A 14,229-nucleotide genomic window follows, 5' to 3' on the forward strand; every position below is an offset into this window, starting at 1 on the left:
TGGAAGTGGTGTTTATTGTAAATACCTACAGTGGGTGAGATTTGGATTAATGGATGACAATGATACAAAACACAGACTTTTTCTATATTGGGGATGGTTACCTGTATTCCGGAAATAAATGAAATTATTATGTATTGAAACATCTAGGAAGATTGATATAATACAGAGGGTTGCAAACGAAAAGATAAAAGGTAGGAGAATATATGCAAGAAATTGCTGGCTATAAAGCTATTGCTTTAGATATTGCTCATAGGATTGTTAGTGGTGAATTTACTGTGAATACTACAATCTCAGGACGCTCTCTATTAGCAAGCCATTATCATGTATCACCCGAGACGATCAGGAAAGCAGTAGCTCTTCTAAATGATGAGAATATTGTATCTGTATCTCAGGGCAAGGGAGTTACCGTTACATCTGATATGCACGCACATGACTATATTACTAAAAATAATTATATGAAATCAGTGTACTCACTGAAGCAGGATCTAGAATTGTTACTTCAAGAGAAGAAGTCTATTGATCATAAATTCGAGGTAGTACTTAAGGAGATTATTGATTTTTCTGACAGGTTGCAGAATTTAAAGGCGTATCATCCAGTTGAGATAAAGGTGAATGGAAGTTCTCATGCTGTAGGTCAGAGTATCTCTAAACTTCAATTTTGGCAGAAGACAGGTGGAACCATTGTTGCACTAAGGAGGGGGACGCAAGTCACTATTTCTCCAGGTCCGCACGTTATTCTTCAAGAGAATGATGTTATCGTCGTGGTTGGCGATGGACAAGTATTTCAGAGAACCGTGGATTTCGTGAACAGTGAATCAAAGAAATAATAACAACGAACAAGTGAATATTATGACAATAAAACCGTCCATTTATTGGACGGTTTTTTGTTGTGGTTTTTACCATTTATTGTACGAAATACACACGGAAAAAGTCGTAACTGACAACTTCATATTATGATATGAGTTGTCAGTTGGCATTTCTTTTGTTATAGTGAGGTATACCATATGAAGAAGTTGAGTCCGATTCGTATGCAATAACCAATCGGATAACGGCAGAACGCATTGAAATAAAGTTCTGTACTCTTAGGGCTCAGACATCATAAATGTCTGAGTCTACTTCTTACGCAGCGTGAAGTGTTAAAGCTATTGATAGCAACAATCAGCAGCAAGATTATCTATGAAATTGGGGGGCTACTATGCTTAAATTCGAAAATGTTAGCAAGACTTATCCAAATGGTTACCAAGCTGTGAAGAACGTTAGCTTTGAGATTGAAGAAGGAGAATTTATCGTACTTATTGGTCCAAGTGGTTGTGGTAAGACGACTACAATGAAGATGATTAACCGCTTAATGCCACATACAGAAGGTACAATCACCATCCGTGGCAAAGACATTACGAAAGAAGATCCTGTTGAATTAAGACGTAATATTGGCTATGTCATCCAACAGGTGGGACTATTTCCTCACTATACGATTGAACAGAATATTGCACTTATTCCTCATCTTAAACGTTGGGATACAGCCAAGATCAAAGCTCGTGTATATGAATTGTTAGAGATGGTCGGACTTGATCCAATCGAATACGCTTCTCGGTATCCTCGTCAACTATCAGGTGGACAACAACAACGAGTAGGTGTGGCTCGAGCATTAGCAGCAGACCCTGAGATCGTGCTGATGGATGAACCTTTCGGCGCATTAGATCCAATCACAAGAGAGCAATTACAAGACGAATTACTTAGACTTCAAAAAACAGTGAAAAAAACGATTATATTCGTAACGCATGACATGGATGAAGCTTTGAAATTAGGAGATAGGATTGCAGTCTTGAAAGACGGTGCTTTACTACAGTTAGATACACCCGAGAAACTCCTGAAGGAACCCTCACATGGGTTCGTAGAAGAATTCATAGGGAAGAATCGTATTTATCAGAACCCTGCATTTATATCGGTTAAGGATATTATGCGTGACAATCCTGCGATCGCCCTTCCAAGCATTTCCCCCGTTCGCGCTTTAGCTTCTATGAGAAAAAGCCGTACAGATACGTTGATTTTAAGTGATGACAAGGGTCAATTGACCGGTATCGTTTCTATATATGATCTACAATCGAAGTTGGAAGAAATACAGACGATTCAAGAGATTAGTGTACCTGCTGTTCCTTATTTAAATGAGAATGCAACGGCTCAAGACGCACTTATTGCTATTGGGGATGCTAAGTTTGGTATTATTCCCATTATTGGAAAAGGCGAAAAAGTAGTGGGCGTGGTAACAAGATCAACCTTACTCACGACATTCGCAGATCATTGGGCGGGGAAGAGGGAGATCGAATGAATGATACACTGTGGCAACAATTTATAAAACAACTGTCCATGCGTGGAGGAGATTTACTAACAGCGACAGGTCAGCATATGCAGCTTGTCCTGATATCGATGGCGATAGCGATCGTTGTGGGTGTTCCATTAGGTATTATTGTCTCACGGTATCCAGTCCTGAAGACATTCATTCTAGGTGGAGCAGGGATTCTGCAAACGATACCAAGTCTCGCCTTGTTGGGATTTATGATTCCGATATTTGGGATAGGTCTTAACACCGCAATAGCTGCACTTTTCCTATATTCTTTATTACCTATTATTAGAAATACATTTGCGGGTATTCAAGATGTCGATCGAGCCATGATAGAAGCGGCAAGAGGAATGGGAATGACCAATATGCAGATTTTATTCAAAATAGAAATACCGTTATCTTTGTCTGTCATTATGGCGGGTATTCGGACAGCTACCGTAATCAATGTAGGTACAGCCACTTTAGCAGCATTTATAGGTGCAGGTGGTCTCGGTGACTTTATCTTCTTAGGTATACAACGAAATATTGATGCTTTAATTCTGATGGGTGCTATACCTGCAGCTGTCCTTGCGTTGATACTTGACTTTTTACTTGGACGTATGGAGAAGTTGACGACACCAAAAGGTTTGAAACAATAACATATTAATGGAGGAATTATATGAATTATAAAAAATGGATCGTTATCGGTTTGGTTGCATGTATGTCCATGGCATTAGTCGCATGTGGTTCAGATAAGAAGAAGGAAAGCATTACAGTTGGATCTAAGAACTTTACGGAGAATATACTTTTAGCGCATATGATGGCTGATATCATTGAGAATAATACGGATCTGAAAGTAGTGCGTAAAGTAAATTTGGGTGGATCGAATGTAGCATGGAAAGCATTGTTAAACAATGATATTCAGCTATATCCGGACTACACAGGAACGATAGTATCTAACTATTATCAGGAAGAAACAGGAACTTCAGAAGAAACATTAGCTAGAACCCAAGAGTTACTCAAAAAAGATAAACTTGTTTTTCCGAATCAGATGGGTTTCAATAATACGTATACTTTAGCGGTCACGCAAGAAACTGCGGAGAAATACAAACTAACCACGTTTAGTGATCTAGCTAAAGTATCTAAGGACCTATTGCTAGGAAGTGAGTTCGAATTTAAGGATCGTCCTGATGGTTATCCTGGATTGAGTAAAGAATACGGCATGGTCTTTAAAGAAGTGAAGGGTATGGATCATGGTATTATGTATCGTTCAGTAGTAGATAAGAATGTTGATGTGATTGACGCGTTTGCTACAGATGGTCAGATTAAGGTTAACAACTTAGTTATTTTAGAGGATGACAGAGCATTCTTCCCTCCATATGATGCGGGTCCACTGGTACGTCAGGATGTACTGACGAAATATCCAGAAGTAGCAGAGGCACTGAATAAACTTCAAGGTGTTCTGGATGAAACGACAATGCAAGAATTGAATTCAAAAGTCGATTCAGAAGGATTGAAAGAAGAAACAGTAGCTCTAGATTTCCTGAAAGAAAAGGGTTTAATTAAATAGAATCATCAGTGAAGAAAGTGGCTACCGCTAACAATGGGTAGCCATTTCCTATGTATATATTGTTCCTGTGCCATATAGATCTGTTTGCCGCTTTCGTTATAATGCTCTATGCTTATATGGAAGTAATTAATGATACGAGGTGGAATTATTTGTAGCGCATTATTAAAAATAGAACGTCGTGATATTCCGAAAGCTGCAAGTGTATTGGCGCAAGCGTTCGCGAAGGAAGATCCATTGTATCAACATATTTTACCTGATGAGACCACGAGGCTACGCGTCATGAATATATTCTTTCATCGGTATGTTGAAATGCTGTATCCATATTGTGATTTGCTGACGACGTCAGACAACTATGAGGCCGTTGCGTTGGTGTTTCATTCGGAACGTGAAGCGGGAACATTACGTTCGAAAATCAAATATATGAAGCAAATTGCATATGCCATAATCACATCATTACCGATCTGTCGAATCATTGGGATACGCGGATTTGTGCGGGGAATATCTATCTTACTTAACATGAGTTCATCGTGGTTATCGATGTTAGGCGATAAGCAATATATGCACCTTGATATGCTTGTTGTACAGGAACAATATCGCGGACAAGGTTACGTTACGAAGGTCATTAAGCCTCTACTATCCGAATGCCGGTCGAAGAATATCGCTTGTACGCTTGAGACACAGACGATAAGCAATTTACCTATCTATGAACATTATCAGTTCCGTACGGTGAAAGTCATCGCTTTGCCAAACAGTTCACTTGAGCAGTATTGTATGGTGTACGCGCCACCTGACGCTGATTAGTATATAAATAACCCCTGATTAAACTAACTGTTATTTCCAACAGTTAGTTTAATCAGGGGTTATTTTGATGATGTGAGATTAGATATTTTTAGTCGTGTGATATAACGTTTCTGCTGAGGCTGCAACTTTATCTGTCGATGAGCCAATCTCCTCAATTACGCCAACTAAGGATCTGATCTCATCCTCCATACTGTTAATTTCATTCATATTACTTTCCATAGACTCAATAATATGATCAAATACAGCTTTGGTTTCATTGGATTCATTCTGACCGGCTGCAACTTGAATATTTACTTCTTTAATCGAATTAACAACCTCAGTCGTATATTCTCTCGATTGTTGGATGAGATCAGTAATTTTGCTTACACTATCACGTGTATCACCTGATAATCTCTGAACTTCTTGAGCAACAACACTAAATCCTCTTCCATGCTCCCCAGCTCTTGCCGATTCTATAGCTGCATTTAAAGATAACATTTTCGTCTGTTTCGCAATATCTTGAACGATATTGATGATATTGGTTATTTGTTCAAACGAATCGTTAAAATTCATAACATTATTTCTCATGACTTGTGTACTTTCACTTATTAACATAATTCTTTCTGATAGTTGTTGAAGTTTATCTTTGCCTTCACTTGCTAAAGACTGTGTTTCGTTTACCTTTTCAATAGAATGCATAAATGAGCTATTAACCTGATTACTGCTAGCGACCAGTTCTAGCACAGATGAACTTGTTTGCTCCGTTAACGATGCTAGTTCTTCAGTAGCTTCAGTGATTTTACCTTTAAGGTTGTCTTTTACATTAGAATAGACTTGTTCTCTATGTAGCATATTTTCTCTTTCATACGCTTCTAGCACCAATTGCTGTTCGAAATTAAGTAGTTTGCTTATGACTTTACTAATTCGAAGGCTTTCTTTGTGGTTGTTTATATTCCGATCGACTACATCAAAAAGCGCATTTTGTAGATTCTGAAATGCACCCATGTACCATTTGGGTTCCAAACCTATCGCTTGGTGAACTTTCGCAATCTTCAATCGCTTGTCGATAAATTCAGAATCAATATTACCACTGAACATTTCAATCAAATGGTTTCTGAGCGTCATCTTTAATCTATCAACCGTACTATTATTCTTAATTATTTGTTCGAGGACTTTAACGTCAAGCACGGTCTGATAAAAAGATGACGTTATTTCATCGATATGTTGTGTAATTAAAGGTTGGATCGCTTTCAATAACTTAACATCTTCTTCTTGTAAATTAATCATGGACATTTGCCTAGCAGTATCACTATTAGCATCGATGTCTATATTTACGTGTTCGATCGTTGCCTTCTCTAGCCACTCGGATTTAGGAGTAGAGGAACCGAATTTTTTTGCTAATCCCGAAAAAGGACATTTGTCCAATGAAATCACATCCTTAGTGTTATATAAGCTATTTGTCTGTACGAGAAGTCTTTTATAATAGAAATAGCAGAATATTGTTTAACAAAAAAGGATACATTATATTTGACTTAATACGTTATTCTAACATACGTTCGGCATCTTTCCACATCATTCTACAATATTTTTTTGTTCTTAAATAACAGTATATTTTGGACTTTTTCTTATGGATATTGATAGAATAATGTTAGTTTCTGAGGGTAGTTTATATGATCGCTTGTTAACAGAAATTAATGTGAAGATAAGTGCATGCTTTTCCACAAAATCGTATTGTCGAGAGATATGTACAAAGGGTGAATATATAATATTAAGATGAGGAGAGTGACATGAGATGTTTTTCATGATATAATATCTTTAAATTAAGATTTAATGTTTAAAGGTAATTGAATTGAAACCAAATAACATTAATAAAAATAGATGTGGAGGAATTAATAATGAATGAAATAAAAGGTATACACCACGTAACAGCCATTACAAGTAGTGCAGAAAAGAACTATGAGTTCTTCACATATGTGTTAGGTATGCGTCTAGTAAAGAAAACGGTGAACCAAGATGACATTCAGACGTATCACTTATTTTTTGCAGATGACGCAGGTAGTGCGGGTACAGATATGACGTTCTTTGATTTCCCTGGCATTGCCAAAGGTGTACATGGTACAAATGAAATTTCTAAAACATCTTTCCGTGTACCAAGTGATGCAGCGTTAGATTACTGGGTGAAACGTTTGGACCGACTAGAAGTGAAACATACAGGCATTAAAGAACAATTTGGTAAAAAGAATCTTTCTTTTGTTGACTTTGATGATCAACAATATCAATTGATCTCAGATGAGGTTAATGAAGGTGTTGCTGCGGGGACACCATGGCAAAAAGGACCGGTTCCCTTAGAATATGCTATTACAGGTCTAGGTCCAATTCATGTTCGTGTTGCTCATTTCGATCATTTTAAAGAGATATTAGAAAAAGTTCTTTTATTTAAAGAAATTGATAAGGCAGGTTCAAACCATTTATTCGAAGTGGGTGAAGGTGGGAATGGTGCACAAATCATTGTTGAGCATAATGTGATTCTTCCACAAGCAAGACAAGGATACGGCACTGTCCATCATGCGGCATTCCGTGTTGAGGATCGTTCAGTGTTAGAACATTGGATCGCACGTCTACAAGATTTCGGACTTCAATCGTCGGGCTATGTGGATCGCCACTTTTTCGAGTCATTGTACGCAAGAGTTGCACCACAGATTCTATTTGAGTTCGCAACCGATGGTCCAGGATTTATGGGAGATGAACCTTATGAAACCCTTGGAGAGAAATTATCTTTACCTCCATTCCTAGAACCTAGACGTGAACAGATTGAAAAATTAGTGCGTCCGATTGATACCGTACGAAGCACGATAGAATTTAACAAAGAAGTGTAAATAATAGCATTCGTAAGAATGATATAGCATTCAAATGACAAAACCACGAGGTACAGTTGACCTGTACTTCGTGGTTCTTTTGCGTCTGTATATCAATCGTTCATTCACAATCTAATGTTCATATTTAGGAGAAGGACGTTATATCATGCGCTTATTGCAGTAACCATAATGCAGGGACATTCGTTGGTTCCCAACCGGCTAATGATGTGTGGGGTTGACGACATGAATACACAGAACCATTGTAGGATACTAACGTTCCTAATGTATAAGCTGTGTTTATTGCCCAAGCTGGTGTTGTTGGCGCAACAGCAGTGGTGCCATTTACCGTACTTACTGTTGATTGATTGGCCGCGGCATCGATTGCATACACATTGAAAGTATATGCAGTGGCTGGGCTAAGTCCTGTTACGGTATAATCCGTCGTTGATCCAGGAACGGATGCGACGAATACGGTTCCATTAAATATGCGATAACCAGTCACACTAACATTGTCAGATGAAGCGTTCCACATTAACTGAATGCTAGTGGATGTAGGGGTTCCCATGACATGCAAGTTACCGGGTGCTGTTGGTGCTTGTGTATCGACAGGATCAGGAACATTGGTAGTCACGCTTACAGCATTACTTCCATTGGAGACGTTCCCAGCAGCGTCTATCGCCTTGACACTAAAAGTATAGGCCGTATTCACGGTCAGTCCAGTTGCAGAGTAACTTAATGTTGTGCCAGATACGGTAGCAGCTAAGTTTGATCCTTTAAATATTTGATAGCCGGTTACGCCAACATTATCTGTTGATGCATTCCAAGCTAACGAAACGCTGGTGGATGTTGTACCAGTTGATGTCAGAGCTGATGGAGCAGAAGGAGCTTGTGTATCGACAGGATTGCTACCGTTAAAGTTGACATCAATAACATTGTAGAAGGCATTTGCAGTATCAGAAATTTCCCAGACAGCCAAGATCACTTGGTATCCAGTGCGAGCGGGGACATTACAAGTATCTGTGTAGGTGAATGGTGGTTGTTTACCCCCATAGTTCACAGAGCAGAAAGGTGTCAAGTCAAATGAATTACGAGTAAGAACAGCATTAGGATTCCAGTCAGCCTTTGTAATATAATACTTCCAGCTTGTTGTCGCATGAGCGGCAGAAATTTTCCAATTAAATGTATTTGTTCCAGCAGTTATGTTGACTTTAGACCACCGAGTTGCTGTTTGTTCATCCAGATTTGGAAAGGCGCCATTGGCACTAGCAATCTTTCCATCAGCGGGCCCGGCAGTAGGGAATCCCTTAGGTGCTTCCAGACTTTGTGGTTCATAAATGATCGATCCACAATTCGTGTTCTGCCCAGATTTACAGAGCGCTGCTCGACTAGCAGGTCCATCAATATATCCGTGTGCAAATGAATTACCTGCGAATAACAAAGTACTCATTGAAGCCAATAAGGCGATACATCCGTACACTAGAAATTTTGCCAAAGATGAATTAGAAAGTCGTAAACATGACATGTTTAATAACTCCTCCTTTATTTGGGACGAAGGTTTAACAACAAATGATTTTGATTAAACCTCAATTTGATATCTCAAATTACACCTCCTTTTTGTTGTTGAAACGAATTTATATACATTCACTGGTGAGTGACTGTATTCGGCACTTGATAATAATTCATATAACTTAGGATTATGATTATTACTAAATTATGGTAAAATAAATTAAAAATGTTTAATTTATCCATCTGTATATGCAGAGGAAGAGAGAAATAGAATTAAATTGTAGATATATAGCTTCACGTTCAAGTGGGTTCTCAACTGCCGACAATCATGTGACAAAATCCTCGACATGTCGAATCACACGCATATTTTTGCGGAATGAGAGCGTTGAATGGGCTAGCTGTTCTGCTAGCTTCCCCACTGAGCGTTTCGGCTGCAGAAGTCAATAGTAAAGTTGTTAGTGAGAAGAAGGTTGTAAGCTCGGCGACCCTCACTTCCTCAATAAGTGTAAACGGTTACAAGGGGAGTGCACTTGCTGTTGGCGTGAACTTGCTGCATTTCTAGCAAACCTTGCGCATGAGACCGGCGGAGGTTGGGCAACCGCACCAGGTGGGGAGTTGAAATGGGGACTGTTCTGGAATGAGAATATTGCAGGTCGAACAGGCGTGAATAAAGATGCCTTCGTCGATCCAGCAACGAGTGAGCTCTATCCAGGCGTGAAGGATAAGTGGTACTATGGATGGGGACCCATCATGATGAGTTGGAACTTCAACTATGGATTATTTAGTTCTATCATTTATGGGGACAAGAATGTACTGCTTAGTAAGCCGGAGATCATATCAGCAGATGGAAAAATAGGGTTCATGACCGCTATTCTATTGGAGACGAATCTAGGAGAGACAGAAGGAAGTTCTGTCAAACGTCGTGACGGGCACTATCGCGATTTTACGAGCAAAATGGGTGTAGATATCACAGGTGAGAAATTAGACACGTTAGGCATGAAGCCGTTTTAACCAAGGATAGCTAAGAATAGGTGGATCAGGATGTATTTACTGATTCACCTTTTTTGTTGTTGGTACGAGAGAGACGAATAAATACTGATTGCAAAGATCGTATTGAACTTTTGAATATAACTATAATAATTTCTATTGGAATGATCGGATATTATACAGTAAATTTAGGGAATATTAAATAGTAGAGGAGTTAATAAACGATGAGTAAGCCCTTACTGGTTATTGTTGGAGCAGGAAATGGCGTGAGCGCGGGCGTGGCAAGGAAATTTGGTGCAAACGGGTTTCGAGTAGTACTTGTAGCCAGAAATCAACAATCTCTAAATCAATATACGAGTGAACTGGCTGAACATAATGTGGAAGCGTATAGCATAACCGCAGATGCATCAGATTGTCATTCGATAACGAATGCTTTCGATCAGATCACACAGAAATTTGGGACTCCAGAAGTGTTAGTATACAATGCAGCAGCCATAAGTCAAAGTGATCCACTGACATTGACTGAGACAGAATTACAAGAAGATTTCAAAGTGAATGTGTCAGGTGCACTTACGAGTGCTCAGCAAGTGATTCCAGCGTTCATAGAACAGAATAAGGGTACGTTATTATTTACGGGCGGGGGATTTGCAGTGGCACCTTCGGCTAAATACACTTCTCTTTCGATCGGTAAAGCGGGGATTCGGGCATTGGCATTTGCTTTGGCAGAGGAGTTGAATCCGCATGGGATTCATGTGGGTACAGTGACAATAGCTGGGAATGTATCTCCGGGTACATTCTTTGATCCGGATCTCATTGCCGAACGATATTGGGAATTACACACGAATAAGGATCTGACGGAAATCGTATACGCTCAATAACATCAGAACATGAACATGATGTTGTATCAATAGTAAAAAAGCATGATGTCACCTGGTAGAGGGTAACATCATGCTTTTTTCACTAATCTAAGATTGCTTTAATAACCACAAAGCAGGAACGATAGGTGGCTCCCACCCAGTAAGTGTGGTATGAGCTTGACGACAAGAATAGGTGGATCCGTTATAAGTAACTATCGCACCAACTGCGTAAAATGTATTAGGTTTCCAAGCAGATTCTGTAGGAGTTGTAGGAGCAGTAGCAGTTGTGCCATTTACCGTACTTGCAATGGATTGATTGCCTGCTGCGTCCACTGCATTCACACTGAATGTATACTTTGTATTGGCACTGAGTCCTGTTACAGTGTAATCCGTCAATGCACCTGAAACAGTACTTAGGAATGTCTTTCCATTATATATCTGGTAACCTTTGACTCCGACATCGTCTGTTGATTTGTTCCACATTAACTGTATGCTGGACGAACTGGGTGTCCCCATGATGTGCAAGCCACCGGGTGCGGTCGGTGCTTGTGTATCGATAGCTGGTGGAGCATCTGTGGTTACACTTACAGAATTACTAGCCACGGAGACATTCCCAGCAGCGTCAACTGCCTTAATATTAAAATTATATGCGGTATTCGGGGTTAATCCAGTTACAGTAGTACTGAGTGTTGTACCAGATACATTAGCAACCAAAGAAGAGCCATTAAAAATTTGATAGTTGGTTACGCCAACATTATCGGAAGATGCCTTCCAGATTAATGATACGCTGTTTGTAGTTTTAGACGTAGCAGTCAATATCGATGGTGTAGTTGGTGCTTGTGTATCAACAGGGTTGCTTCCACTGAAGTTCACGTCGATCACGTTGTAGAAAGCATTGGCAGTATCAGCAATTTCCCATACAGCCAAGATCACTTGGTATCCGTTTCGTTCAGGAACATAACAAGTATCGGTGTAGGAGAATGGCGGTTGAACCCCATTGTAGTTGACTGAACAGAATGAGGACAGATCGAAGGAGTCCCGCGTAAGTGGTGCATTAGGATTCCAGTTAGGTTTCGTAATTTAGTACTTCCAGCTTGTCGTAGCATGTGCGGCAGAAATCTTCCAGGTAAATGTATTTCTTCTGGAGGATAAGTTAACCTTGGACCAACGCGTAGCAGATTGCTCATCAAGTTTAGAGAAAGCTCCGTTTGCACTCGCGATTTTACCGTCGACAGGTCCCTTCTCAGGGAATCCCGTTGGGGCTTCAAGGCTTTGTGGTTCGTAGATAATGGATCCGCAATCGTTGTTCTGACCAGATTTACATAGTGCAGCACGGCTAGCAGGGCCTTCGACGTAACCATGGCCGAATGCTGTATTGGGTAATAGAAGCAAAATGCCGGTAGCAATCAATAGAATACTGCAAAAAATGATTAGTTTGGATACAGACAAGTGTGTTAAACGAATAGATGTCATTATATTAGGTCTCCTTTGAATGAGTGATGTGGGACTCGTTCAGATTTGAGCATTTCGTGCAACGCAGTTGCGAATATCTAGTGCTCTTTGTCTAAAGAGTAAATATGTGGTTTGGGTTATCTCCTCCTTCATAATGAATATATTATTAATATTGTTATGAGAATTGTACGATACTTGGATAACTTTTATGAGAGACTAAGGGATCAATTTCATAAATTAGTTGTCGTATATATAGCAATATTGGAAGAATAGATTGAAAAAACACGAAAACCTATATATTCTGCGGTCTATAATTCTATTTCATTAATGTGGGATAAAAGAATGCATGAATTCAAAGGTCGGATCATGTTGAAAAGAGGCTGGGGCTTATGGTTTACCTAACCAAGTAATGATGAATCAATAGAGTACGAGGAATCAAGTTTGCATCAAGTTAGGATATTTATTGCTTTATAGAGAACCATTCTTGTCTACACATAGGCTATTTGGCATGTCATATTGAGAAAATGATAGATGCTATCTTCACTTGGGGATTTTGCACCATATCGGCGTGATTGTCTCTCTTGAAGTAATGTGAATGATTAATTCAATCAGGCTGTTCAGATGGATATTCTTGGTGTACCATAGAGGTGCACTTTCCTTTATGTGCAGGTTAGATCGACATATTTATAAACTTTATAACTCAAGGAGGAATATGAAATGAAGTACCGGAGATTAGGTGGAAGTGGGCTTAAGGTTAGCGAAATCAGTCTAGGAAGCTGGCTTACATATGGAGGTTATGTTGAACGTGAGAATGCCGTAAATGCTATTAAGACGGCATATGATCTAGGTATTAACTTCTTTGATACAGCTAACGTGTATGAGAAGGGTGCAGCTGAGGAATTGGTAGGTAAAGCACTGAAGGCATACCCACGCGAGTCTTACGTATTGGCTACCAAAGCTTTCTGGCCAATGGGAGAAGGCCCGAATGATCGTGGTTTATCACGTAAGCATATTATAGAACAGGCGAATGCGAGCTTAAAGCGTCTTGGGCATGAGTATGTTGATATTTTCTACTGTCACCGCCATGATCCAGAGACACCTATTCAAGAAACACTGCGCGCATTGGATGACCTCGTTCGTCAAGGCAAAGTATTATATGTCGGTGTGAGTGAATGGCAGGCTTCCCAAATCGCAGAAGCACTGGGTGTTGCCGACCGCTATTTGCTTGACCGTATCGTTGTAAATCAGCCTATATACAATATGTTTGAGCGTTATATTGAGAAGGAAATTATGCCGCTCAGCGAACGATCGGGCATCGGACAGGTCGTATTCTCTCCGCTTGCGCAGGGTCTGTTGACAGGTAAGTATACATCGGCTTCTGATATTCCGACAGACAGCCGTGCTGCCAAAATCGAATGGGTTCGTAAAGGCATCACGGATGAGAGAATCAAGCAGGTACAGCAGCTTGAGATTATTGCAGATGAGCTTGGGATCTCCGTAGGAAACCTCGCACTTGCATGGATTCTACGTAACTCCAATGTAGCTAGCGCATTAGTTGGTGCAAGTCGCCCAGAGCAAGTAACGGAGAATGCTAAGGCTTCCGGTATTCAGCTGAGTGAAGATATTCTTAAACAGATTGAAGATGTTCTGAAGTAAATAAGGTCAGGTAGCCTCTGAGAAGAATCCATACGCTCTAATAAATAGACGGATAATATAAGCAGGTCAAGATGATATATTCTTGACCTGTTTTTTCGTATTTTTCTGATCTATGGAATGACGTTTGGGACAGCATTTATTGGTATATTTTATACGAATAGGTTGATATTCACTGGGCATAAATTCCGTATGTAAAATCAAACGTTTACCTTTGTATAGATTGTGTAAAATCGTATACTTGTTAGTTTC

11 protein-coding genes and 2 pseudogenes are annotated in these 14,229 nt (G+C 39.7%); 9 read left to right on the forward strand and 4 right to left on the reverse strand.

Going from position 1 to position 14,229, the window contains the following annotated elements; genetic code table 11:
• Positions 1 to 203 precede the first annotated feature (203 nt).
• The 5 genes from BW961_RS08670 (at position 204) to BW961_RS08690 (ending at position 4,688) form a co-directional block, all read left to right on the forward strand.
• Positions 204 to 827, forward strand: coding sequence for a TrkA C-terminal domain-containing protein (locus BW961_RS08670; protein WP_068585912.1), 624 nt, complete (start codon positions 204 to 206; stop codon positions 825 to 827).
• A gap of 368 nt (positions 828 to 1,195) precedes the next feature.
• On the forward strand, positions 1,196 to 2,326 hold the full coding sequence (locus BW961_RS08675) for an ABC transporter ATP-binding protein (RefSeq protein WP_068585909.1): 1,131 nt from the start codon (positions 1,196 to 1,198) through the stop codon (positions 2,324 to 2,326).
• Complete coding sequence (locus tag BW961_RS08680; RefSeq protein WP_068585906.1) at positions 2,323 to 2,976, forward strand: ABC transporter permease; 654 nt, start codon at positions 2,323 to 2,325, stop codon at positions 2,974 to 2,976. The genes BW961_RS08675 and BW961_RS08680 overlap by 4 nt, the downstream gene beginning before the upstream one ends.
• A gap of 20 nt (positions 2,977 to 2,996) precedes the next feature.
• A complete protein-coding gene (locus tag BW961_RS08685) occupies positions 2,997 to 3,887 on the forward strand; it encodes a glycine betaine ABC transporter substrate-binding protein (protein ID WP_068585903.1) in 891 nt (296 codons plus the stop codon).
• Positions 3,888 to 4,016: 129 nt separating this feature from the next.
• Positions 4,017 to 4,688, forward strand: coding sequence for a GNAT family N-acetyltransferase (locus tag BW961_RS08690; RefSeq protein ID WP_082867485.1), 672 nt, complete (start codon positions 4,017 to 4,019; stop codon positions 4,686 to 4,688).
• 78 nt (positions 4,689 to 4,766) lie between these two features.
• On the opposite strand, the gene BW961_RS08695 is transcribed toward BW961_RS08690, so the two are convergent.
• Positions 4,767 to 6,092 carry a globin-coupled sensor protein gene (locus BW961_RS08695; protein WP_068585900.1) on the reverse strand — a complete coding sequence of 442 codons (1,326 nt, stop codon included), beginning with the start codon at positions 6,090 to 6,092 and terminating at the stop codon, positions 4,767 to 4,769.
• A 470-nt stretch (positions 6,093 to 6,562) separates the two neighbouring features.
• Here BW961_RS08695 and BW961_RS08700 point away from each other — a divergent pair, with 470 nt between their 5' ends.
• Entirely contained in the window at positions 6,563 to 7,543 is a 981-nt protein-coding gene (locus BW961_RS08700) for a ring-cleaving dioxygenase (protein ID WP_068585897.1), read from the forward strand.
• 151 nt (positions 7,544 to 7,694) lie between these two features.
• Here BW961_RS08700 and BW961_RS08705 read toward each other — a convergent pair whose 3' ends face one another.
• Positions 7,695 to 9,044, reverse strand: a complete 1,350-nt coding sequence (locus BW961_RS08705; RefSeq protein ID WP_068585894.1) for a lytic polysaccharide monooxygenase — start codon at positions 9,042 to 9,044, stop codon at positions 7,695 to 7,697.
• Between the two features lie 515 nt (positions 9,045 to 9,559).
• Between BW961_RS08705 and BW961_RS08710 the strand changes: the two are divergent.
• Together BW961_RS08710 and BW961_RS08715 are read left to right on the forward strand one after the other, a co-directional pair.
• A pseudogene (locus BW961_RS08710) lies at positions 9,560 to 10,039 on the forward strand (chitinase); the annotation flags it as partial.
• A 200-nt stretch (positions 10,040 to 10,239) separates the two neighbouring features.
• The gene (locus BW961_RS08715) at positions 10,240 to 10,893 is read left to right on the forward strand and encodes an SDR family NAD(P)-dependent oxidoreductase (protein ID WP_068585888.1); all 654 of its coding nucleotides are present in this window, start codon (positions 10,240 to 10,242) and stop codon (positions 10,891 to 10,893) included.
• Between the two features lie 87 nt (positions 10,894 to 10,980).
• Here BW961_RS08715 and BW961_RS31710 read toward each other — a convergent pair whose 3' ends face one another.
• Together BW961_RS31710 and BW961_RS31715 are read right to left on the reverse strand one after the other, a co-directional pair.
• Entirely contained in the window at positions 10,981 to 11,754 is a 774-nt protein-coding gene (locus BW961_RS31710; protein WP_342190353.1) for a fibronectin type III domain-containing protein, read from the reverse strand.
• Positions 11,755 to 12,345 (reverse strand): annotated as a pseudogene (locus tag BW961_RS31715) (lytic polysaccharide monooxygenase); the annotation flags it as partial.
• Positions 12,346 to 13,041: 696 nt separating this feature from the next.
• Between BW961_RS31715 and BW961_RS08725 the strand changes: the two are divergent.
• Positions 13,042 to 13,980 (forward strand): aldo/keto reductase family protein, encoded by a 939-nt coding sequence (locus tag BW961_RS08725; RefSeq protein WP_068585883.1) that lies wholly within the window; start codon positions 13,042 to 13,044, stop codon positions 13,978 to 13,980.
• The last annotated feature ends 249 nt before the right edge of the window (positions 13,981 to 14,229 follow it).

The sequence above is a fragment of the Paenibacillus macquariensis genome (assembly GCF_900156375.1).
GTDB lineage: Bacteria > Bacillota > Bacilli > Paenibacillales > Paenibacillaceae > Paenibacillus_AQ > Paenibacillus_AQ macquariensis.

Excerpts from the sequence above, each read along its gene's own strand:
- BW961_RS08670 (WP_068585912.1), top strand. The coding sequence starts at position 204 with ATGCAAGAAATTGCTGGCTATAAAGCTATTGCTTTAGATATTGCTCAT.
- BW961_RS08700 (WP_068585897.1), top strand. The coding sequence starts at position 6,563 with ATGAATGAAATAAAAGGTATACACCACGTAACAGCCATTACAAGTAGT.
- BW961_RS08675 (WP_068585909.1), top strand. The coding sequence starts at position 1,196 with ATGCTTAAATTCGAAAATGTTAGCAAGACTTATCCAAATGGTTACCAA.
- BW961_RS08725 (WP_068585883.1), top strand. The coding sequence starts at position 13,042 with ATGAAGTACCGGAGATTAGGTGGAAGTGGGCTTAAGGTTAGCGAAATC.
- BW961_RS08690 (WP_082867485.1), top strand. The coding sequence starts at position 4,017 with ATGATACGAGGTGGAATTATTTGTAGCGCATTATTAAAAATAGAACGT.
- BW961_RS08685 (WP_068585903.1), top strand. The coding sequence starts at position 2,997 with ATGAATTATAAAAAATGGATCGTTATCGGTTTGGTTGCATGTATGTCC.
- BW961_RS08715 (WP_068585888.1), top strand. The coding sequence starts at position 10,240 with ATGAGTAAGCCCTTACTGGTTATTGTTGGAGCAGGAAATGGCGTGAGC.
- BW961_RS08705 (WP_068585894.1), bottom strand. The coding sequence starts at position 9,044 with ATGTCATGTTTACGACTTTCTAATTCATCTTTGGCAAAATTTCTAGTG.
- BW961_RS08680 (WP_068585906.1), top strand. The coding sequence starts at position 2,323 with ATGAATGATACACTGTGGCAACAATTTATAAAACAACTGTCCATGCGT.